Here is a 20,376-nt window from a genome sequence, read left to right as displayed (position 1 = left end):
GTAATTGCTGGGATAATGCCGTAATGGAGCGTTTTTTTAGGAGCTATAAAACGGAATGGATGCCAAAGAACGGATATCAACATTTTAATGAAGCAAAACATGATGTGCTGAACTACATATTGAAACATTACAATACAAAACGCGGGCATAGTTACAATAATTATATGACCCCAACGGCAGCTGAAATGGCGGCATGATAATAACTCCCCTAAGCGTGTACAGATTTACTTGACCACATCAATATACTCCTCTAAGGTCTGAGGCATAAAAACTTGATCGATTACCCACTCCCGACCATTTAACCGACTAACCCCTTTATAAGGGACATTATGCCTATGCTTAGCAATTCTATAAAAAGTGTTTCTATCATTCACCCTATAAGCAGGTATATCTGAATAGCTTTTTTTTTCTTCACAATGGCGATGAAACACTTGCTTTAATGTGTCCATGTTTTCACTTGGATGCAGCCAGAGCTGAAGAAATAAACCACTCCTGATCTTATAAAGTGTTTCAAGCGCATTGTTATCACCGGTGAGAAAATAGCTTTTTAAACTATTTAATTCTTCTTTAGATAAGTCTGTAACCTCAACCAAAGCCTCAGAAATATTAGTCCGATACTGCGGCCACTCTTTTTTACGCTGCTTCATCCACTCTTTGTCGTCACACTTCCAATCACTCATTAAAACTCCTCACTTGCAGTAATTAACTCGTTTATTGTCTCGTCATCTATCCCATCAAGCAGATACGCTTTAGCATCATTGATGAGCCAGTTTTTAATATTATGCTGCCTAAAACGACTGGTTACATTATTTTTGGGAAACTTGGCATTGTTATCAGCCGCAGAATCATAACCTAAACTTGCATAAACAGTGCTCGACTTCCCCGTTGGTAAATGACGCAACTGAGTGGCAATTTTTGCCATTTCGGCATCTTTATAACCACGGCGTGATTTTCTTTTGAAATAAATTAACATGACACCCATTATAAAAAGCTCACCCTACAGTTCTCTTCATTAAAATCGAGTACCACTCCTATATTCGAAATATCGAAAGTTCTTATGTTAATTTCACTCATTTTTGATTGAAATTAAACAAAAATCTATGTCTCGTAAAAAAATGGCAACAGAATCTGCTTGATGATGTTTATCAAGCCTATTTGTTCATCTCATTAAAGAGTAATTGCATAAACGAGTTATTAAGAGCGACTAACTTAACCTCCGCTGACTGTGGTTCGCGCTTTGTAGCCTCTAAAAGTTCAGGTGCTGAAAATATGCAGGTAAAGCACCTTTGAATAAAGCTCAAACTCCGTAGTTATTTTTAATCAATTGTCTTCGGGAATGTTCAGTCTGTTGAGAATATTTAGATTGGCTAAGCTAATGACACAGAGTTTAATTAGATTAATCACTCTTCTCTTCATCCATACATTCTTGACACTCATATATGGCGAAGCGAATAACCATAAGGAGATGATTAATTTGAACTTACCTTTATAACAAACAGGTTGTCAGTTATGTTCAACACTTAATAAAGAGGGTTAGATCCATCAAAATAGAGTTAGCCTTGTCGAATTACTACCTTAATCTCAGCCCATATCAATAAACATTAAGGTAGTAAAAATGAAAAAGGTTAGATTTGGTGTAATGGGTAACATGGGTCCTGAAGCTGATGCGTTGTTTCAAGACATAGTCGCAAAAAAAGAAATAGAACATGGTGCATTAAAAGATCAAAACCACATGGGCATGATAGTAGTCAAAAACCCTGATATTGCAGATCGCTCAGAAGCCATCAATGAAGGCGGTAAAGATCCAGTGCCAGAGATGGTTAATTCAGCCAATATTTTACAGCAGGTACAAGTGCAATTTGCTGTTATGACATGCAATACAGCACACTTTTTCCGTGAACGAGTTCAGCAACAAACTGATGTATACATCTTAGATATGCTCAGCACCACAGTTGACGCCATTAAAGCGCAAAACCCAGAAGCTGTTGTGGGTATCTTATGTACTAATGGCACATATAACTCTGGTATTTACGACACGTATTTAACCAAAGCCAACTTAGTATTTGTAAAACCTGAACGTTTCCAACAAGAGCATTATGTCCACAGTGCAATTTATGGTGAGGTTACCGGAGAAAAGACAGAGTGTGGTCAATCAATAAGAGCAAATAATGGTATTAAAGCGGGTGAATTTGTACATAGTGCAGCGCTTCTGACACAAGCGATCACTTCACTTAAAGAACAAGGTGTAACAACCATTATTTTAGGTTGTACTGAATTACCTTTAGTACGAAAAGCTTTGCAGCAGTCATTCCCTACGATGACATTTATTGACCCAATGGAAGCCGTTGCTGATCGCGCAGTTATTCTTTATAAACAGGCAGAACAACGCGTAAACAACAATGAGACAACCACTCAAGCCCTACCTCCATTAGATGTGCATACCGACGATGAGGTTATCGACTATATTGTGAGTCGCGTACCAACGAGTGCATAATCTGGAAACCAAAAGGCCTCACATTGCTGTGAGGCCTTTCGCTTAAAATTGGTGAGTTGGCCGATAAGCCGGGTCCTGTCGTGGACAGTTATTCATCTAGGCCTGCAATTGCTCACAGGCTCAAGCGACCTACCCGGTCCCAACGCGAGCAGCGCATTAACTTACCTAGGTAAGCAGTGGGACCCTATTTGTAACTTAGTGACACCTAATTAAATTACTCAAAGTATAACGGAAGTTGGCCTGTTATGTCACAGTTTGTGGAACAGTTATGGAACAGTTATGGAACACTATGATGCCCCCTATTAGCGAAATATGCTATCTCAATTCAAGCTTCTGAATCGATGAGTTATATCGGTAATTAACAATCTGCCCATTAACAATAAGCTCAATAGCAGTATTTATTTGTTCGATTGGTACACTGAACCATTCTCTCGGTTTGCACATATTGCCTTGTAAATCTGCTACCTCTACATCAATACAAACATTTTTAAATACGGTATGAATAAGGTTCTCAAACTTTTGCGTGTTCATGTTGTAGCATTCGTATTCAGCAACAACATTTACCGGGGCCATTAAGTAGGTTGGTTCATTTGCAGCATTGGCAATACGTTTTGCAACGGGAGTTGTTGCATAGCCAATTTTAAATAAATTTGAAATTGAATTAATACGAGGATCTTCACTTTGGCTTGATAAGATATAAATAAAGCCAGCCGACTCATCGCCTTCACCAACATTTTTAATATCAGAGAAGTGATCACCTTTTGGAGAAACCATTTTTCCATCAGCATATAGTGACTTAGCAATAGAGCGATAAAGCATGTTCGACTCTGTACCATTCTCAAAAATACACCGAGTTCTCCCATCCTTTCTGAAACGCTTTCCATCCACCGTTTTTGCTTCACTGGTGATATCTATATGTTCGAGGTACATCAGCACCCCACTTAACACATAATATTCACCAGCTTGAAGCTTTTCACCTTTATCATCAAACTCAATGATCTTACGTTGACCATTATTTAGCTCTTGCTGAACAACTGGAAAAAGGTCTTTGTATTTAGCAAAGTCCTTGCATGATTTTCGTCTAGCAACGAAGTCGCTTTCAGCACGTTTGTCGGTTTTCACGTGCTTGATGTTAAAAATGCTATCTTCAGTATCGCCCAGTAGGCCAAAATCATCATCAGCAAATATATCTTCAACAGAGTTTATTTCTTTTACCACTGGCTTTGATTCAGGTTTCGGTTCTGCTTTATATTCTGCCGCAGGCTCTGCAACTTCATGGGTTAATGGTAATAAGTTAAATTCATCAAAATCAACCAGCGCATGGCACTGGGTATCATTACCTCTAATAGAATCTAAACGTTTAAATAACATTAGCTCACTAATGTTTGCCATATTGTTTTCAGGCAAACGATCATTCGCTTTATAGAAGTCATTTATCTCTTGAAATTTCGCAACTAAGTGCTCATCAGCCGTCGGCGCTTTAGATTTAACTTTAACCGTTGTAAGCCCTAATTTGTCATCATCGTTAATGAAGCTTAACCAGTCGTCCATCTCCATCGACTTTAACTTTTGCCATTCTTCATTTTTCATTACGCTTGCATCCTTTTGCGCTTTTCTTGTTTGATGTAAATTAAGCATTCAGCCAAACGCTTTTCGGTAAAGTCAGACGCGTTTAAGTCAGGTTCACGGCCATTTTCATGAACAAACTGTTTAACTTTAGGCCATAACAATTTAGCCTCATCAAAGTCCATTTGAATACGGGTGGTTTCAATCGATTCTTGAATAAGCTTAAGTACGTCAGTAGTTACTGATTTCGACAGTATCTCAAAGGCTTTTTGAAAAGGATTAATTTGATCGATTAGATCAATACTCAATTCATCAATGTTGATAAATTTATCGGCTAAGCGAACAAACTTTTTACCGCCTTGTTCACTTACCTCAGCCGTACTTACCGCTGAATTAACCACCACTTGTTGACGAATTTCTTCAACTTCAGCTTCAGATAAGTCAGGATATTTGAGTCGAATTATTTTAGGAATAAGTATTTTATTAACGACTTCTGGGTCAACTTTACCTGCTGATGCCGCAATAACTTTATCATCTTGCAAAATAGCCGCTTTTAAATCAGCCAAATCAGACTCAATAATATCTTTAGTACGCTTAGTGCTTGGCTCTTTAAAGCCGCCAATTTTCATTGTGCCCGGAGGCGTTGGCTCAACATCATCATCTTTTTTAGCTTTAAACTTAAAGTTAGGCGCTAATACTTGCTCCATAAGCAGTGAACAAGTGATCGCTTTAAGCATGTTATTTACAGCAATGGTTACTTGGTCATTTTCAGCATCAGGCTTGGCTATTAGGTTAGTGAATTGCGCATGTGTTTTGTTTGGACTATCACGAGTACAGCGACCAATAATCTGAATTATTTCAGTTAACGAGCTTCTATAACCTACGGTTAATGCATGCTCACAGTATTCCCAGTCAAAACCTTCTTTAGCCATACCTAGTGCTATGATTACATCCATATCATCAAGATGTTTAATATTACGCAAGTAGTTTTGAATGACATCGCGATCATTTTCTTCAACTAAATCGGCTACCTTTATTACTGTACCGTCAGGTCGGGTAACAGGAATCACACCAGTATCAGGGTCACGTTTACCCGCTTCACCTAGCACTTCTAAAATAGCATCTACTTCATCATATTTTTCTTTGGTTGATTCACCAGAATTAACGTTGGGAATATGAATGATGGTTTTTTTACCGTAGTTTTCTTCTGAGTTAAGCACTTCATGAATAACTTCGGTGTACTTACCTTGGTAGAAGTGATAACCAATGCCGAGCGATTTTAAGAAGTTATAACCATTAAGTTGTTCGTAATAGTTGAATGATACTTTGTCGAACTGAGCTTCAAGTTCAGGTGTTAATACAGGAACACTATCACCACGGAAGTATGAGCCTGTCATAGCAACAATATGAGCATTGCTGTTTTCCATAATAGAGCGTAAAACATCACCCAATACATTTTCACCATCGGCTGAAACATGATGAAATTCATCAATAGCAATTAGGCAATCATTGAAAGCGGTGTCTTCGATTTCTTGGAAAGCAAAACGCAGCGTAGCATGAGTACAAATTAGTACTTTATCGTTACCCTCCATAAAACATTTAAATGCTTTGGTTTTACTAGTTTCACCACCGGGCGTACAAAGGTTATTGTCGTTATCCACTTGCCAATCACAAAAAAAGCCATATTTGCTTAGCTCTGTAGTATCGAATGAGCCACCGATAGAGCGCTCAGGAACTGCGACAATCGCTTTTTTTACGCCTTGGTTATGTAGCTTGTCTAACGCTAAAAACATTAATGCACGTGATTTACCTGAAGCTGGTGGTGCTTTTAATAACAGGTATTGGCTGTTTCTTCCTTCGTAAGCACGAGACTGCATGGCTCGCATGCCCATGTCATTTGTATTTGAACTAGCACCACTTTGGGCATATTTGAATTCCATTAAATTACGCATTTTGACCTCCTGTCATTTCTTTATATAAACTAAATAGTAGTGAGAGCCGTTCAATGTCGGATTTAAATTCACTTGCTGAATAAAGCTTTTCAATTTCAGAATCTAAAGCTGCATGAGCGTCGATTAGCTCTTCTGGCATTGACTCACCAGAATACAATTCCGCAAGCGTATTTTGAGGGAACATTTCTCTGGTCGAGAGGACATCTAAGACTAGGTTTGCAATAACTTCTTCTTTACCTTCAGGGATATCAGGGACAGGGAATGTGTTATAACAAATCTGTGATGAATAACTGATTCCCGTGCCTAATCGACCTGAAACAGCTTTTACCCATTGCATGTGCATTCTTGAAAGCAATAGCCCAAGAACATATAAAGGCTGATCAAAAATGGAAAATGCTTTACTTGTTACAACAACATCTGAACTTAATAACCCCATAGGTATATATTCCCGCTTTTCTGATGAGACGATAGGAATTATAAACTGATGAGCTTTGCCTGTTTTCGTAGTTACAAACTTATGTGGAACATTCTTGAATGAAAGTTCAACACTATTACCATTTTCTCTATGAGCTTTAACTGACTCAACTCTCTTCTGTAATTCTGGAATACCAAGAGCTTCACTTAATGTTTCATCAGTTATCCATATAGCCCACCTTTTGATGCTTTTAATAAATTCATTAGACCCCATTAGAGGGCGAATAAACTTAGTAATTCTCCCATCGTTTTCAACTATGGAGTTCTTTTCAGTATCATCAAGCATTAAGAAACCACCTTCTCTAGGTTGATTCCCCCCTTGCATTTTGGGAAGTTTAGATATTGGTGAGTTCCTTTTTTCTATAATTAAATTTTCTCCATCCACAAGATAAGCATTTATATTCTTTGCAAACTCTTTATACATGCTGTTATAAATATATTTATTCCTACCACTATTGGGCTTACCTAACCCAATTATTGTGCAAGTTACACCTGCTTTATCTTTAGCATTATTAGTCCACTTAAAAGGTGCGTAAGCAAAATAAATTTCTATTCCGGCATTAAAAAGTTTAGGCCAGAGCATATTTACCTGTGTTCCTTGGCAAATAGAGTTTGTTGTTACAAATGAAATCATCTGGTTGTTTTTTATATATGTTGAAGCCTTAAAAAACCAACAAGAGATATAATCCATTTTTTTGTAGTCTTTCATTCCTGAAAAAACTACATCTAAATCCACTTTATGCTGGTCAATCTGATTTCTTTGCCCTGCATATGGAGGGTTCCCACAAACGTAAATCTCACTACCATCATTATGACAAACCACATTCCAATCAACATTACACGCATTTCCATGCACTATATTGCCTCCGTGATGGAGTGGTAGGGTTGGTTCACACTCACCAAATTCAGACTTAAACTCAACATTCATCTGGTGCTCAGCAAGCCAAAGCGAAAGGATCGCTACCTCATGAGCAAAGTCATCTAGTTCAATGCCGTAAAATTGAGAAAGCTTGATACGTGAAAAAGAAGAATCTAAACCAACATCATTAAACAGGTCATCTTGGTTATCATTCTGCTCTAATTCTTGTAAACGCTTGATGATTTCCATCTCCAGCTTACGTAACTCTTTAAAGGCAATAATCAGAAAGTTGCCCGATCCACAAGCAGGGTCGAAAATTTTAATTTCAGCAATACGATCATGTAATTTTCGTAAGCGACTTGGTTTTAACTTAGCATCAATATTATCTTCAATATTTTCAAATTCAGCATAAAGCTCATCGAGATATAGCGGTTCAATCACCTTCATAATGTTGGTAACAGAGGTGTAGTGCATACCCATGCCGCCACGCTGGTCTGGGTGAACTACGGCTTGAATCATAGAGCCAAAAATATCAGGGTTAATATTAGACCAATCTAGCTCACTGCCACACTCAATGAGCATTTTACGTGATTTAGTGGCAAACCTTGGTGACGCAATAGTATTTGCAAATAAGCCACCATTTACAAATTCAAAATTAGCTAAGTAGTCCGGTAAGTCACCACGGTTTTCTTTACTGGTATTTAAAACTTCAAATAAGCGGTTTAAGTAACTATCAACATCTGAGCCATCTACCTTAGTATGTGATTCAAGCTCACCGCTAAATTGGTTTTGAGTAAATATTCCTGTATCTTCAGCGAAAAAGCAGAACAGTAAACGGGTTAAGAATACGTTTAGGTTATGAAGTGCCGTGGTATCGTCGTTGTTCTCTTCATTAAAATTATCGGCTTTGATTAAGTCGAACAACTTAGCCATTTTTTCAGCCGCTTTAACATCAGCAGGATTTTCACCTTGGTAAACCGCTTTTTCCATACCAGCCCAAGGTAAGAAGAAATCAAAATGTTTACCTAGTTCATTAAACTCAATATCTAAGGTATCGTGGGTACGAGTATCTAAGGCAACAAACTGATTAAAGTCTGTAGCGATAACAAAACGAATTTTATCACGAGAAACAGAAGGTTCTTTTTTCATGTTGTCGATATCTAACAACACACAATCATATTGGCTTTGCTTAAAGTAAATATGGCGCTTAGCTCTGACTTCACCATCAACTTTAGATAAATTACGCTCACCTGATTTAATACGACCTATGGTTGTTTTACGATGACCGTAAGCCGCCATTAGTTGGTATACAAATTCATCCTTGTTAACTTGGTTAGCATTAATATCTGTAGCTAATTTTTTAACGATTTCTTCTATTTTGGTAATATTCATCAGGATTCCTAAGGCAGCAGTATTTTCACCACTATTACTTTTGTCGTTATCGAATTAAGTATTCAGCAAGCATTGCCTTGTCATAACACCACCATAGACAATGATCCATGTGGCATCAATCATACTTCTAAGTTCGGCTTAAGAACATGACCTGTGACGTATTTATTCCGCAAAGTCATAGTATTAGGCTTTCTTTAGGAAGAGGTCCCACTAGGAGGAGCTGAACAAACGGGTTAAAACTAGTTTTAATGTGCTTTTAGGTGAACAATTACAACTCCGCCTGATAAAATCGCTGAAATCGTTCACGCCTAGCAGCCTCTAACTGCAAGCTATCCATAAATGATTTAACTTTTACTGTTAAATCTATAGCTTCACCTTCGGTTAATTCCATTTGTTTAACTATCCATTCTGGCTTACTGCCTATACTCATGTAGTAAATGAAATCCTTCATTCTTCTTTTCATCTTTTTCTCCTCTTATCTTTGAAAAAATCACCTTCAACAACTGGCTTATCGAGTAATTTATCCACTTTTCTTGCTTGGTTAATGTTTATCACTAGTTCTCTAATGGCTTGAGCCTTTTCAGGCTCATCATGTATCGATTTATAACAGTGATATGGGTTGACCCCCTTGCCCTCAGAAAAGCATCTAGCGATTGAGTAAGGGACGCCTAGGTCCCTCATCAATGCAGTTCGAGAGAAGCGTTTTTGGTCAAGAACCCAGAGCAAGTTCAAAAAATTCAGTAGTTCCATTTTTGTTCTGTACTCATGCTCCCCCAAATACTTACCTCCCATAGAAACTAGGGAGCTTATCAAGCTCATAATTGAACATTATTCACCTCTCTTTTTGAGACAATTACGACTCCTTTTTTTGTTGGTTTACGTTTGATATGAAAGTATCTATTCAAAATTTTCAGGTAATGATTCGGGTTCACTCTAACTGTGACTTGAGGGCTATTAGTCACCGTTTTTGTGATGATGGCTTTAGCATCTATTGCAGTGTAATACTCGCCAACGACAAACTGCTTATATATTGCCCTCTCTAATGTCAGGTCAGCGAATAAGAGCCTATCTTTGTATATACCTAGCTCTTTTCTTTTAAGAGCTATTTCTCGAACTTCTTCTTTATCGAAGCCGTTATCAAGTAACAACGTCACCATATTGAATACTGAATCATGGTCCTCATCATATCGCTCTCGATTTAATGCCTTCTCAACGGCTTGTGCGTAGCTTTGGCTTTTAACTTCCTTGCTCAAGTTTTTTACCTTGTCGAGTGCAGCTACAGTTGACGAGGAGATACTTTCAACATCTGTGGTTAAGCTATAATCATACTTTTCAAACGTTAACCCCTTCCTAAAGTTAGCTACGTCCATTGCAGACTTTTGCTTATGATATGGATATAGCAAGTTCATATAGATTTGACTTCCCTCTATACGAATGAGCTTCTCCATATCCCTAGCCCCAAGCAGTTTTAGCTTATCGACTCCCAGATTATTAACTTCGTTATAGAACTGGTTTTGATACTCTTTTTCCTTATAAGCATCAGGGATGTAGCTTTCGATGTCTTTTGTTGGCTTTTTCACTAAATAGCACTTCGCACTTCGGTCTCTATCCCGTTCATAAAACTGAACAATTTGCTCTTCTGACCAATATTTACTAGCCACAATAATGATGTTATCAATCCCCTTTAAATTAATACCCTCCAACAATACTTGAGTTGTTATGACAGTCCCCTTTATCTCGCCCAATGCTAAGATTTGCTTATGACAATCATCCTCTTTTGAATCAGAGCTAATAACCTCAATGTTACTCAGCACCTTCTCTATGGCTAAAGCCTTTTTCTTATCATCAAATAGCACTAAGTTGTTACTTAAAGGATTAAGGTTTTTCAGAAATCGAACCAGTGCATTATCTAAAGTGCCAGTGGTCTCAAGTACAGTTATTTCTCTTGTCGGCCTATCGGCTTTGAAATCGAAGTGATAATCGAATTTGAAACAATCCAAGTGAGTGGGGTCAAAAGTTCCTGACATACAAAGGACGGTATATGATTTTGCTTTGAGCCTTTCAATTAGACCTGACATTACATCCAATCTAAAACCATCAGATAGAACTCGATGAAATTCATCTAACACAATCAAGTAATCACTTAAGTCATTCTTGTCTAGTAGGGCTATAAGTGCGTTGTAGCTACATATGATTTTATCGCCTGAAGGTAAAACACCACTACATCCAGTTAAAGTTACACATGTTCGATTATGGGATTGTTGCTCAACAATTGAATTTAGTGGAGCGGCAAAAATCACTTTTCTATCCATTTTATCTAGTACAAGAGTGGTTTTCCCTGTGCCTGTAGTCGCTGTTAACAGGTGCTTCTTACCGTCCTTAATTTGCACATCATCTGCTTGCAGGTAGGTTACTTTTTTAGTTTCAACTTTATAGTTTGTGGATTTCTTTTTGAGCGCAGATATATCAATACTTCTACAATATTTTCTCGCCTCATCTACTGTCTTCTGGACTGTATTCCTCTTTTGATCCCAATTCATCTTATGGGCTAAAGCAATTTGAAACTCTTCACTAACCCTGTGCTTTGCGATTTCAGCATGAAGAAAAAAGAAAGCATCATTTCTAGAGCATTTTCGATTATTGACTGTTATTACCGAATTTTCACATGCGTCCATATAAACTTGAGCAAGCTTAATTACTTCAGGAGAGTTGTCCATTCCTTCTATCGCATCTACTTTTTTACCTGTAGGCTTGACGGAACTAGCGCCTTTAGCAAATGACGATAAATCCAAAATATTCGAGGTTTGCGTTTCATACTCAAAATAATGGTCGAGCTCCACTGGAACTACGAACCCTCGCCCCTTAATCAAGAAGCTAGTATCTAAGTATGTATCCCCTCCAAAGCTAAAGTAGTCCTGTATTGCAGCTTTGCGGCTTATAGCATCTGCTATATCCATAGGTTCAGTTATAGGGAAAATGACTCTAAATTTATCAACACCTGCGACACGATGAGTAGTGGTAGTGTGCAAGTAATATTTGTAGTCTGTATTGCATTTAATGAACTGCTCTATAGTGCAAGAATCATCAATGTCGAGGACCAAAAACTGCAATTTATCTATATTATCTGCAACTAACTTTTCATTTTGGTCTTTTACAGAATATGGAAAAAGGTAAGGGTTATATTGTTTGATTTGCTTAGTTAAATCGCAGAATTGCGATCCATAGTTTATAACAAGATCTTCGTATGTCACTCCTTGATTAGGTATCTTTAGGCATTTGATATCTTCAATCAGGTTTGTAACAGATTTGGTCGTGTAAGACGTCTTTTCAAAGACGTTAGGTGCTACTTGAAATTGCATCTTCTAGGTTAATGGAAATAGAGAGCTTCATGGCCTCGAACTCTATCTCTGCTGCTTCTAAAAGCTTTGCTCTAAGAGCTGAAAGCTTGACGTATCCTTTGTTTTTTAGGTATTTGCTAAATGTTCTTGCCTCTGAGTCTAACAGGCCAGATTCTACTAACAGACTTCTAGGGGGAATCACCCTAATGCCATCTGTAGCTAAAATCAGAACATCTTCTAGGTCTTTTGTTTTCATACAATTATTATACCCTAACTCACTGATTTTGCAAGCAAATATTATTAATCTCGCCTGCGTAGCGTATTGATTAAGTTAATATATCGTCAAGTTTTATATCAAAAAGTGCTGTCGATGAATCAGCCAGTTGAAACCTTGAAAAACACAAATGAATATTCTTTTTAAGTAAATACAAAAGTCGTGTCGATAAAATTACTCATTGATTACTCTCCCCCTTCTTAACTCTATTGCCACAACTTAGCCCGAAGGCCCATCCGCACAGAGCGGAGCAACCACCAACATCCATGCTAATGATTTTCGTATCACTCTCTAAGCAATACCGAAAGCTCTTTCCAACCAGCGTCGTAACTTTGCCGTGGGTTTATAGATACTTTAAGCATTCTTCGCCATACTGATGCGCTAAAGCATATGTTTTAGCACGCTACCATTAAAAAATTTGCATACACTGATTACAGTGCGTTTTTAGCTCATACAAACCGCTTCAGATGAGCACATCCAAAAAAAATGTTTTTGATCAACAGCCCCTTAGGTTGATTTAATGGCTCCACAAATTGAACAGCACCACGAGTAGATAAAATGAAAATCGGATACCAAGGAATATCACCGTATAGCAAGAGAGGTGACGTAAAGCTCAATCAAGAACTTTTACTTAAGGATTGCGACAAAGTAATCATTGAGAAAGCGACTGGGTTTGGTGAGAAAATGACCCTATTACCATGTATCAACGCACTGAATAATGGTGATGAATTTGTTATCTGTAGCTTGAGGTTTTTAGCGCAAGATACAAACAAGTTGATAGCTCTAATCGAGCAAGTAGAGAGCAAAGGAGCGAAGCTAACCGTTTTAGATATGAATGCTAACTTATCAGGCCGTTTTAAAGCTTTGAAGGATTTTGAACACTATGTCATTAGTGCAAAAATCATGAAGGGAAAGGATTTAAGCAACAAACCTCAAGGACGAAAGCCAATAACCGAAGAGGTAAAAGGTGATGTGAAAAACTATAAGAAAAACACGAACATGAGCATTAGCGATATAGCCCAAACAACCCAAATATCTAGACGTTCTGTAAATAGAATTTTAAACAACGAGGAAAAATAGCATGAATAACTTAAACAACGATAGCAATACTAGCACGGCCTTTAACCCTATGAACTTGTTTGATGATGTTGCCGTAACTAACGAGCAGAAAAGCCCGTCGGAGTGGACTTTAGAAGACTGTAAAAGCAATCTTCAAGTCATCTTTAAAGAGTCAAAAATCAAAGATGTGATTGACGTTTCAGTTCGCTTACAAGGTTTAACTTTGCTAAAGCTACAAAACAACAAGACTGTTGTTCAAATAAAAAATGGTGCTTTATCGAAGGCTGAGGTGCTAGAAAGAGTGAGTGGTGCTGACGATATGATTCTTGAAGCTAAAGAGAGACTTGTCGCGAGTCTTAAGAAGGCAAAAACTAGCCGTGAAACGACTTATAAAAGAAACACAGGAGATAGGCCAGCAAAACCCAAAATAGAAGAAGATGGTCAAGAATACCCTCAACCACCTTATTCTTAGTAGAAGTTTAAATCTGGAAAAGATTCTATTCCTACGTGTGAGAGCTGACAGTATAGAATCTATTTCAGGCTTAGGCTACCCCGATACAATCAAGGAGTAACTTATGAGCAACCGATATAATAGGCCCAAAATAGTATTGGTAAGACGCTACTGGCGCTGGCGGTTTAATCACTGGGAGATGGTTTGCAAACACTTCCGCAGCCTTCCAAGAAGCTAATTAAAAGCCCTCATCATGAGGGCTCACTCTTAGTTCATTTTACCAAAGCTTTTTCTTCTCGATAAATTTTGTAAACCTGATTTCTAGAACAGCCCATCATATCCGCTATTTCTTGTTTAGTTAGGCTACTCAGCTCATCATCTACAAGTTCAACTATACGTTTACGATCTTTATCCTGTATACGGCGTGGCTTACCAAATTTAACACCATTAGCTTTGGCCCTATCTAATCCTTCTTGGACTCGCTCATTGATAAGGTCTTTTTCAAACTCAGCAAAGGCACCGAGCATACTGAACATCAACTTTCCGCTGCTTGTTGAGGTATCTATAGCCTGATTCAGTACATTGAGAGTTGCACCTTTCTCTTCAATAATGGCTACCAATTTATGCAGGTCAGTCAATGACCGAGCTAATCGGTCTAGCTTGGTTATAACAAGGCTATCGCCCTCTCTCAAATAATCAATTGCACGCTGTAATTCTGGACGGTCGCTTTTCCCTCCGCTCAATTTTTCTTTAAAAATTTTATCGCAATGCTTTAACTGCTCAAGTTGAGCATCTAGGTTTTGGTTTTGCGTTGAACATCGAGCGTATGCAATCAACATGTATTCTTTATCCTTCGGCTTAGATTACGCCTCTAAGGTTACGATAAAGATTACACGAAATCAAATCAATTCTGAAGAATAACGGAGTAACAATTTCATGTAATCAAAACTGTAGTTAAGGTTACATCTTTAAAGAGGGGGGGGATAGAAGACATTGAATATATTAAAAAGCCTCTCTTCCCCCCTACACATGGCAAAAACTAATTCACACATCTAGCCAAAGGCGCCAGCTTTAAGATAAAGCATTAATATTTTTATGGTTTTCTTTGTTAAAAGCAAAATTTAAAGGTATAAGGTTATGTAACAATTAATTAAATAAGGTTTTTTATGTTCTCAACAATAATGATATGGATAGTTTTAAGTGTCATCGTTGGTATGATTGGTAGTACACGAAAAATTGGTTTTTTCGCATCATTTCTTGCATCCCTTATATTCAGCCCGTTAATCGGATTACTGATTTGTGTAGCCTCTCAAAGCAATGTAGATAAAACGTTCCAAGAGTCCATATTAAAAAATCAAGAGGCATCATTAGGACTTAACAGCGACAATAATAATCCAGAAGCTTCTATTCGTGAGTCTCAAGAGAAATGGGAGCAAGCTCAAACTTACATTGAACAAGTTTCAAATGCGGTTAGCTTTCTAAATAGTAATTTATCTGGTACAGAACTAGATAACTCGCTATTAAAGCTAAAAAAATTATATGAAACCCTAGGCGAAGATTATTTAACTGAATCTAACTTAAATAAAATAATTATTGATATTAAAGCAGAAGCAGAAAAGCATTCATTAGAACTCAAAAATGAAATAGCGGAAAAAGAAAAGCTTCAACAAGAAAAATTAATGATAGACGAGAAAGTAAAAGCTAAGCTAAAACTACAAGAAGAAAAACAAGCGAAAATTATAAAAAAGATATTCTTGGTTTCAGTCGTATTATTTTGCATATCTGCCTTCGTTTATGGTGTATTTCAGCTCGGAATGAATTTATTAGGTTAATTTGCATTAGCTTGACTCGACTAAGTACATAGGTGTTTCTCTGTCCACCAGCATGCTGGTGGAGTGCAACTTATAGTCACTAATAGGTAATTATATCAATCACTTTAATCAACTCTTTCAATGGGAACCTATGAGTATATCTAGCTGTGATACCAAGCCCCTGAGATTTATCGTGACCAACTATTTCTTGCACTAGTTGGGGCTGTACATTTTTTTGAAGTGCTTTCGTTATAAATGTATGACGAGTTGAGTGAAACACACGTTTTTGGTTCATGTCGTCAATTATTCTAACGCCCGATTCATTGAGTAATCTATGATTAAACCAATAAGTGATTTTCTTTGTAACTAACTTTGGGCTTCCAAAAACAAATTCGTCCTCCTTGTCTATTTTTGAAACAAAATCAATAAAGCCTAAATCAATAATCTTATGACTTAGAGGAACCAGCCTGAGAGCATTATCTGTCTTTAAGCTTTTATTATCTTCACTTGTAATCTGTATATAATAACGACCTAAATCAGAGTGGAATTTAATGTTTTTCCTTTGCAAACTAACCAATTCTCCCCTTCTAGCTCCCGTATAAAATGCTAACCGTGGAAGCCAATATTGCCAGTCCTTCCCTTTAGCATTTTGAAAAATTTTATTTACCTCGTGGTCTTCAAATGAACCATACCGGATAGCTTTAGATTTTATTTTTATTGCTTTGGTGGGATTTTCCAACTTCATATCAAGTTGAAAATTCATAAAAACATATAAGCCCTGTAGCCATTTCAAGTGCTCTTTAGCAGTCTTTTCCGCTACTTTATCCCTATCAGGAACAACATCTAAACTTACAACCTCCTCCCATGACATTGCACTATATGGCTTGATGTTTTTCCTGGGTAAATCAGCCACTCGCACCAAATAGTCTTTTAAGTGGCGGGTAGTTAACTGAGAAACAGGCTTGTCACCTGAGATAAGTAAGAATAGTTTTTTGTACCTGAGATAGGCTTCGCACATTTTGGCTGTCAGGCCTTTTGATTTTTTATACTCAATCATTTGGTCATGAATATTAGAGAATAATTGCCCAGAGCTATCAGGCTTTACCTCAACTGTTGTTGGTAGCGTTAGAGGGGCATTCTCTAAGAGTTGTTGAAACCTAGAATTTAGAAGCTGTTTTATCAGATTTTTTACTTGAGATTGCTCAACGGCGGCTAAGTCTTTATGGAAGCTGTAACGCTTAATTGATTGGATGAGCGGGAGAAAGCTGTGCAAACGAGAGTATGCTTCATTTAAGCTATCAGTATGAAGGCTAAAACGAATTTCGTTTTGATTTACTAGAAGAGAAATACTTGCAGGTAAGCGATATCGAAAGTAATAAATTCGACTTCTTAACTCTAGATATAGAGGTAATGGGCGTAATACTTGACTGGTTTGCTTGTGTATCAGTTTGTGTAACATTAATGGCACCCCAAGGTTGAGGTGCCACTAAGTCATTGTTTTGCTTTCGCAAAAATTGTAGGTGAGTTGGCCGATAAGCCGGGTCCTGTCGTGGACAGTTATTCATCTAGGCCTGCAATTGCTCACAGGCTCAAGCGACCTACCCGGTCCCAACGCGAGCAGCGCCATACGGGACCCTATTTGGTCTTGCTTCGGATAGAGTTTACCTTGCAACCAACTGTTACCAGTGGCCCGGTGCGCTCTTACCGCACCCTTTCACCCTTACCAACCGAAGTTGGCGGTCTTCTCTCTGCTGCACTTGTCGTCGGTTTACACCGCCCAGGCGTTACCTGGTATCCTGCTCTTTGAAGCCCGGACTTTCCTCCCCGTTCTTGCGAACGCAGCAACTGTCTGGCCAACTCGGCGCGGATTATAGCGTAAGCGACTCCAACACACCATCTAAAAAATAGCTTTGGGCTAAACCATTCGCAATTTAATTACAGTCCGATTTCTAAACCATATTTATAAAGTGCATTCTTTTTAAGCCCGTATATTTCACCCGCTAACGCCGAAGCCTTTTTCAACGGTAAGTCTTGGCATAACAGCTTTAGAGTATTAATCACAACGGTTGGAATTTCTGATTCAGTGTCAATGCGATGCCCATGGATCATGATGACAATTTCACCTTTTTGCTGATTTGGGTCATCTTTTACAGTTTGTAATACCTCTGCCACAGAACCTGATAAAAAGGTTTCAAAGGTTTTAGTGACTTCACGGGCCATAACGATTTCACGATCGTCACCTAATGCTTTCACAATGGATTCAAGGCTATGGACAATACGATGCGGTGATTCGTAAAAAATCAGCGTGCGCGGATCTTCTTTTAGCGCTGCAAGTTTATCTAAACGTCCTTTTTCTTTCGACGGTAAGAAACCTTCAAAAGAAAATCTATCTGATGGTAAGCCAGATGCGCTTAACGCTGTGATAGCTGCACAAGGACCTGGCAATGGCACTACGTTATAACCCGCTTCACGCACTTGTTTGACTAAGTGATATCCAGGATCTGAAATTAATGGTGTGCCTGCATCTGAAATCAATGCGACCGCTTCACCGTTACTTAATTTTTGAATAATCCACTGGGCTCTGTCACGTTCATTATGATCATGCAGCGCAGTTTTGCGGGTCTCGATACCAAAATGGCTTAATAATTTGCCACTGTGGCGAGTGTCTTCGCAGGCAATTAGTTTAACGTTATTAAGTACCTCTATTGCACGGCTGCTGATATCCCCTAAGTTACCAATTGGGGTGGGAACGATATAAAGTGCGACCGATAGGTCCATAACTACCTCTGTATTGAATACCATCTGGACTTTCGCCAAGTGAAAGAGCAGGTTAAACTAGAGACAGCATCTTACCAGAGTGAAGCCCTGTGTTAAAAAGACTGATTACAACAAAATTTGTTTTCGCAGCCATTTTGTCTACTGTACTATTTGGTTGTGCAACCCAAACCACTGATAACAAACAAGCTATTGATAGTTCGTTAGCCAGCGTTACTCAAACGGCTAATGTCTATTTATCGGCAGCAAGTAACAGTGAGCAGCCACAAGAGCGTGATAGATATTTGCTATTAGCTGCCCATGCCTATGTGAATGAAGGTAATCTTAGCGCTGCTGATTCTTTATTGACCTCAATGAAGCCAAAATTACAGCCTGATCCTAGCTTACAAGCTGAGTGGTTATACCTTTCTGCAAGAGTCACTGAGCAAACTCGCTCAGAGGCTGACGCACTCGCTATTTTGAATTATCCACAACAGTGGAACCTCCCCGATTGGCAGCGAGTGACTTATCATCAATATAAAGCGCGCTTATTTAATCAAACAAAGCAGCCAATCGATGAATTACGCCAGTTAAGCTCGTTAAGTTTATATTTACCAAAAGAGCAAGCTTTTGAGGTCAACGATAATATTTGGCGTGCACTGCAACCTCTACATGAAGAAACGATTAAAAACTTTATGGGCGATAGCAGCAATCCCACTTTTTCTGGTTGGTTACAGCTAGCTTATATTGCGAAACATTATGCTGTAGACCCTTCTCAATTAGTGCGTTACTTAGGTGAATGGCAACAAGCTAATCCAAATCATCCAGGTGCGATGAAGCTACCTTCTGATTTAGAAAAAGCCTTGAATGCAAAACCTTATAAGCCGCAAAATATTGCCGTGCTTTTACCTCTTACTGGTCGACGAGCTGCAGTTGCTGAGCCTATTCGCCAAGGTATTATTGCAAGTTATATGGCCGCTTATGATGACCAAATTGAGCTTAACTTCTACGATACTAATCTAGGTGTTGAGCAAGCTTATCAAGATGCTATTGCCGCTGGTGCTGAATTTGTTATTGGACCTTTGTTACCTAACGCTGTGGAAGAAATGCAGGCGTTAAACGACCAAGGCTTAATGAGCGTTCCACAGCTGTATTTGAATCAAACTGAAACCTTCACAGCCAATAACGACCAGTTCTATTTTGCGTTATCACCAGCGCAAGAAGCCAGTGATGCTGCGCAAAAGCTGTATAACGATGGCATTACTTTACCTCTGTTACTCGTCAGCAATGACTCAACGGGTAAACGTATGGCTGAGAGTTTTAATAAAAAATGGTTTGAGTTAACAGAAGAAAACGCCGAAATCCATTACTACGATGGTGGCGATCAAATGAAACTCACAGTACAAGAAGCACTCGGGGTTAAAGACAGTCAAGCACGTATCTCCCGCATGAAAGAGCTCATTGGCAGCAATATTGAAGCTGATTTTCGCTCACGCCGAGATATTGATGCCATTTACATGATTTCTGCCGCTAAAGATTTGGTACTACTTAAGCCATTCCTCGACGTTAACTTTAGTGTGTTTGCCGATCCTGTTGCACTTTATACCACCAGCCGCAGTCGATTAAGTGGTAATTCAACCCAATCAGCGCAAGAGCTCAATAACCTAATGATCAGCGATATTCCTTGGTTAATGGGCACCAATACTGAAACAACCATGGTGAATAAACTATGGAGTAATTGGAATAACGGCCAAAAGCGCTTATATATCATGGGCTATGACTCACTAGAACTTGTAAGTCGTTTAGCCCAAATGCGCGCTTTCCCTGGCTACCAATTCAACGGACGCAGTGGGGCTTTATCAGTTGATAAAGACGGTGTGATTGAACGAACACTTAGCTGGGGTAAATATCAGCGAGGCCAGCTTCGCCCTTTATAGCTGCCATTTATAAGC

At 38.5% G+C, this 20,376-nt stretch carries 17 protein-coding genes and 1 other RNA gene; 6 read left to right on the top strand and 12 right to left on the bottom strand.

Features of this window, described 5'->3' with window-relative positions; all coding sequences use genetic code 11:
- On the top strand, window positions 1–197 hold a 197-nt coding region (locus FNZ24_RS11850; RefSeq protein ID WP_153914692.1), incomplete at its 5' end, for an integrase core domain-containing protein.
- 27 nt (window positions 198–224) lie between these two features.
- On the opposite strand, the gene FNZ24_RS11845 is transcribed toward FNZ24_RS11850, so the two are convergent.
- Window positions 225–680 (bottom strand): hypothetical protein, encoded by a 456-nt coding sequence (locus FNZ24_RS11845; RefSeq protein ID WP_153914691.1) that lies wholly within the window; start codon window positions 678–680, stop codon window positions 225–227.
- Window positions 680–982 carry a hypothetical protein gene (locus FNZ24_RS11840; protein WP_153914690.1) on the bottom strand — a complete coding sequence of 101 codons (303 nt, stop codon included), beginning with the start codon at window positions 980–982 and terminating at the stop codon, window positions 680–682. The genes FNZ24_RS11845 and FNZ24_RS11840 overlap by 1 nt, the downstream gene beginning before the upstream one ends.
- 633 nt (window positions 983–1,615) lie before the next feature.
- On the opposite strand from FNZ24_RS11840, the gene FNZ24_RS11835 reads away from it, so the two are divergent.
- Complete coding sequence (locus FNZ24_RS11835) at window positions 1,616–2,494, top strand: aspartate/glutamate racemase family protein (RefSeq protein ID WP_153914689.1); 879 nt, start codon at window positions 1,616–1,618, stop codon at window positions 2,492–2,494.
- Window positions 2,495–2,809: 315 nt separating this feature from the next.
- Here the strand turns inward: FNZ24_RS11835 and FNZ24_RS11830 are convergent, their stop codons facing one another.
- The 6 genes from FNZ24_RS11830 to FNZ24_RS11805 all read right to left on the bottom strand — a co-directional run bounded on the left by FNZ24_RS11830 (window position 2,810) and on the right by FNZ24_RS11805 (window position 12,331).
- A complete protein-coding gene (locus tag FNZ24_RS11830; RefSeq protein ID WP_153914688.1) occupies window positions 2,810–4,084 on the bottom strand; it encodes a GIY-YIG nuclease family protein in 1,275 nt (424 codons plus the stop codon).
- The gene (locus FNZ24_RS11825) at window positions 4,084–6,012 is read right to left on the bottom strand and encodes a DEAD/DEAH box helicase (RefSeq protein WP_153914687.1); all 1,929 of its coding nucleotides are present in this window, start codon (window positions 6,010–6,012) and stop codon (window positions 4,084–4,086) included. Before FNZ24_RS11825 ends, FNZ24_RS11830 begins: the two co-directional genes overlap by 1 nt.
- Window positions 6,005–8,737: a DNA methyltransferase gene (locus tag FNZ24_RS11820; RefSeq protein ID WP_153914686.1), complete on the bottom strand. Its 2,733-nt coding sequence runs from the start codon at window positions 8,735–8,737 to the stop codon at window positions 6,005–6,007. Before FNZ24_RS11820 ends, FNZ24_RS11825 begins: the two co-directional genes overlap by 8 nt.
- Window positions 8,738–9,005: 268 nt before the next feature.
- Entirely contained in the window at window positions 9,006–9,200 is a 195-nt protein-coding gene (locus FNZ24_RS11815; protein WP_153914685.1) for a hypothetical protein, read from the bottom strand.
- Between the two features lie 352 nt (window positions 9,201–9,552).
- The gene (locus FNZ24_RS11810; RefSeq protein WP_153914684.1) at window positions 9,553–12,096 is read right to left on the bottom strand and encodes a DEAD/DEAH box helicase; all 2,544 of its coding nucleotides are present in this window, start codon (window positions 12,094–12,096) and stop codon (window positions 9,553–9,555) included.
- On the bottom strand, window positions 12,074–12,331 hold the full coding sequence (locus FNZ24_RS11805; RefSeq protein WP_153914683.1) for a hypothetical protein: 258 nt from the start codon (window positions 12,329–12,331) through the stop codon (window positions 12,074–12,076). Before FNZ24_RS11805 ends, FNZ24_RS11810 begins: the two co-directional genes overlap by 23 nt.
- A gap of 576 nt (window positions 12,332–12,907) precedes the next feature.
- Here FNZ24_RS11805 and FNZ24_RS11800 point away from each other — a divergent pair.
- Entirely contained in the window at window positions 12,908–13,429 is a 522-nt protein-coding gene (locus FNZ24_RS11800) for a hypothetical protein (protein WP_153914682.1), read from the top strand.
- A gap of 1 nt (window position 13,430) precedes the next feature.
- Complete coding sequence (locus FNZ24_RS11795; RefSeq protein WP_153914681.1) at window positions 13,431–13,880, top strand: hypothetical protein; 450 nt, start codon at window positions 13,431–13,433, stop codon at window positions 13,878–13,880.
- Window positions 13,881–14,131: 251 nt separating this feature from the next.
- Here FNZ24_RS11795 and FNZ24_RS11790 read toward each other — a convergent pair whose 3' ends face one another.
- Complete coding sequence (locus tag FNZ24_RS11790) at window positions 14,132–14,698, bottom strand: recombinase family protein (RefSeq protein ID WP_153914680.1); 567 nt, start codon at window positions 14,696–14,698, stop codon at window positions 14,132–14,134.
- Between the two features lie 327 nt (window positions 14,699–15,025).
- Between FNZ24_RS11790 and FNZ24_RS11785 the strand changes: the two genes are divergently transcribed.
- Window positions 15,026–15,691 (top strand): hypothetical protein, encoded by a 666-nt coding sequence (locus tag FNZ24_RS11785; RefSeq protein ID WP_153914679.1) that lies wholly within the window; start codon window positions 15,026–15,028, stop codon window positions 15,689–15,691.
- Between the two features lie 79 nt (window positions 15,692–15,770).
- Here FNZ24_RS11785 and FNZ24_RS11780 read toward each other — a convergent pair whose 3' ends face one another.
- The 3 genes from FNZ24_RS11780 to rsmI form a co-directional block, all read right to left on the bottom strand.
- Window positions 15,771–17,129: a site-specific integrase gene (locus FNZ24_RS11780; protein ID WP_153914678.1), complete on the bottom strand. Its 1,359-nt coding sequence runs from the start codon at window positions 17,127–17,129 to the stop codon at window positions 15,771–15,773.
- A 58-nt stretch (window positions 17,130–17,187) separates the two neighbouring features.
- Window positions 17,188–17,531, bottom strand: an RNA gene (rnpB, locus tag FNZ24_RS11775) — RNase P RNA component class A.
- A gap of 74 nt (window positions 17,532–17,605) precedes the next feature.
- A complete protein-coding gene (gene rsmI, locus FNZ24_RS11770; protein ID WP_153914677.1) occupies window positions 17,606–18,448 on the bottom strand; it encodes a 16S rRNA (cytidine(1402)-2'-O)-methyltransferase in 843 nt (280 codons plus the stop codon).
- Window positions 18,449–18,537: 89 nt separating this feature from the next.
- On the opposite strand from rsmI, the gene FNZ24_RS11765 reads away from it, so the two are divergent.
- Window positions 18,538–20,361, top strand: a complete 1,824-nt coding sequence (locus FNZ24_RS11765) for a penicillin-binding protein activator (RefSeq protein WP_153914676.1) — start codon at window positions 18,538–18,540, stop codon at window positions 20,359–20,361.
- Window positions 20,362–20,376 lie beyond the last annotated feature (15 nt).

It is taken from the genome of Shewanella sp. TC10, assembly GCF_009663145.1.
In the GTDB taxonomy this organism is placed as follows: domain Bacteria; phylum Pseudomonadota; class Gammaproteobacteria; order Enterobacterales; family Shewanellaceae; genus Shewanella.
This window is presented reverse-complemented; position numbering and strand designations above follow the sequence as displayed.

Excerpts from the sequence above, each read along its gene's own strand:
- FNZ24_RS11785 (WP_153914679.1), top strand. The coding sequence starts at position 15,026 with ATGTTCTCAACAATAATGATATGGATAGTTTTAAGTGTCATCGTTGGT.
- FNZ24_RS11830 (WP_153914688.1), bottom strand. The coding sequence starts at position 4,084 with ATGAAAAATGAAGAATGGCAAAAGTTAAAGTCGATGGAGATGGACGAC.
- FNZ24_RS11810 (WP_153914684.1), bottom strand. The coding sequence starts at position 12,096 with ATGCAATTTCAAGTAGCACCTAACGTCTTTGAAAAGACGTCTTACACG.
- FNZ24_RS11835 (WP_153914689.1), top strand. The coding sequence starts at position 1,616 with ATGAAAAAGGTTAGATTTGGTGTAATGGGTAACATGGGTCCTGAAGCT.
- FNZ24_RS11815 (WP_153914685.1), bottom strand. The coding sequence starts at position 9,200 with ATGAAAAGAAGAATGAAGGATTTCATTTACTACATGAGTATAGGCAGT.
- FNZ24_RS11825 (WP_153914687.1), bottom strand. The coding sequence starts at position 6,012 with ATGCGTAATTTAATGGAATTCAAATATGCCCAAAGTGGTGCTAGTTCA.
- FNZ24_RS11780 (WP_153914678.1), bottom strand. The coding sequence starts at position 17,129 with ATGTTACACAAACTGATACACAAGCAAACCAGTCAAGTATTACGCCCA.
- FNZ24_RS11800 (WP_153914682.1), top strand. The coding sequence starts at position 12,908 with ATGAAAATCGGATACCAAGGAATATCACCGTATAGCAAGAGAGGTGAC.
- FNZ24_RS11790 (WP_153914680.1), bottom strand. The coding sequence starts at position 14,698 with ATGTTGATTGCATACGCTCGATGTTCAACGCAAAACCAAAACCTAGAT.
- rsmI (WP_153914677.1), bottom strand. The coding sequence starts at position 18,448 with ATGGACCTATCGGTCGCACTTTATATCGTTCCCACCCCAATTGGTAAC.
- FNZ24_RS11820 (WP_153914686.1), bottom strand. The coding sequence starts at position 8,737 with ATGAATATTACCAAAATAGAAGAAATCGTTAAAAAATTAGCTACAGAT.
- FNZ24_RS11795 (WP_153914681.1), top strand. The coding sequence starts at position 13,431 with ATGAATAACTTAAACAACGATAGCAATACTAGCACGGCCTTTAACCCT.
- FNZ24_RS11840 (WP_153914690.1), bottom strand. The coding sequence starts at position 982 with ATGGGTGTCATGTTAATTTATTTCAAAAGAAAATCACGCCGTGGTTAT.
- FNZ24_RS11845 (WP_153914691.1), bottom strand. The coding sequence starts at position 680 with ATGAGTGATTGGAAGTGTGACGACAAAGAGTGGATGAAGCAGCGTAAA.
- FNZ24_RS11805 (WP_153914683.1), bottom strand. The coding sequence starts at position 12,331 with ATGAAAACAAAAGACCTAGAAGATGTTCTGATTTTAGCTACAGATGGC.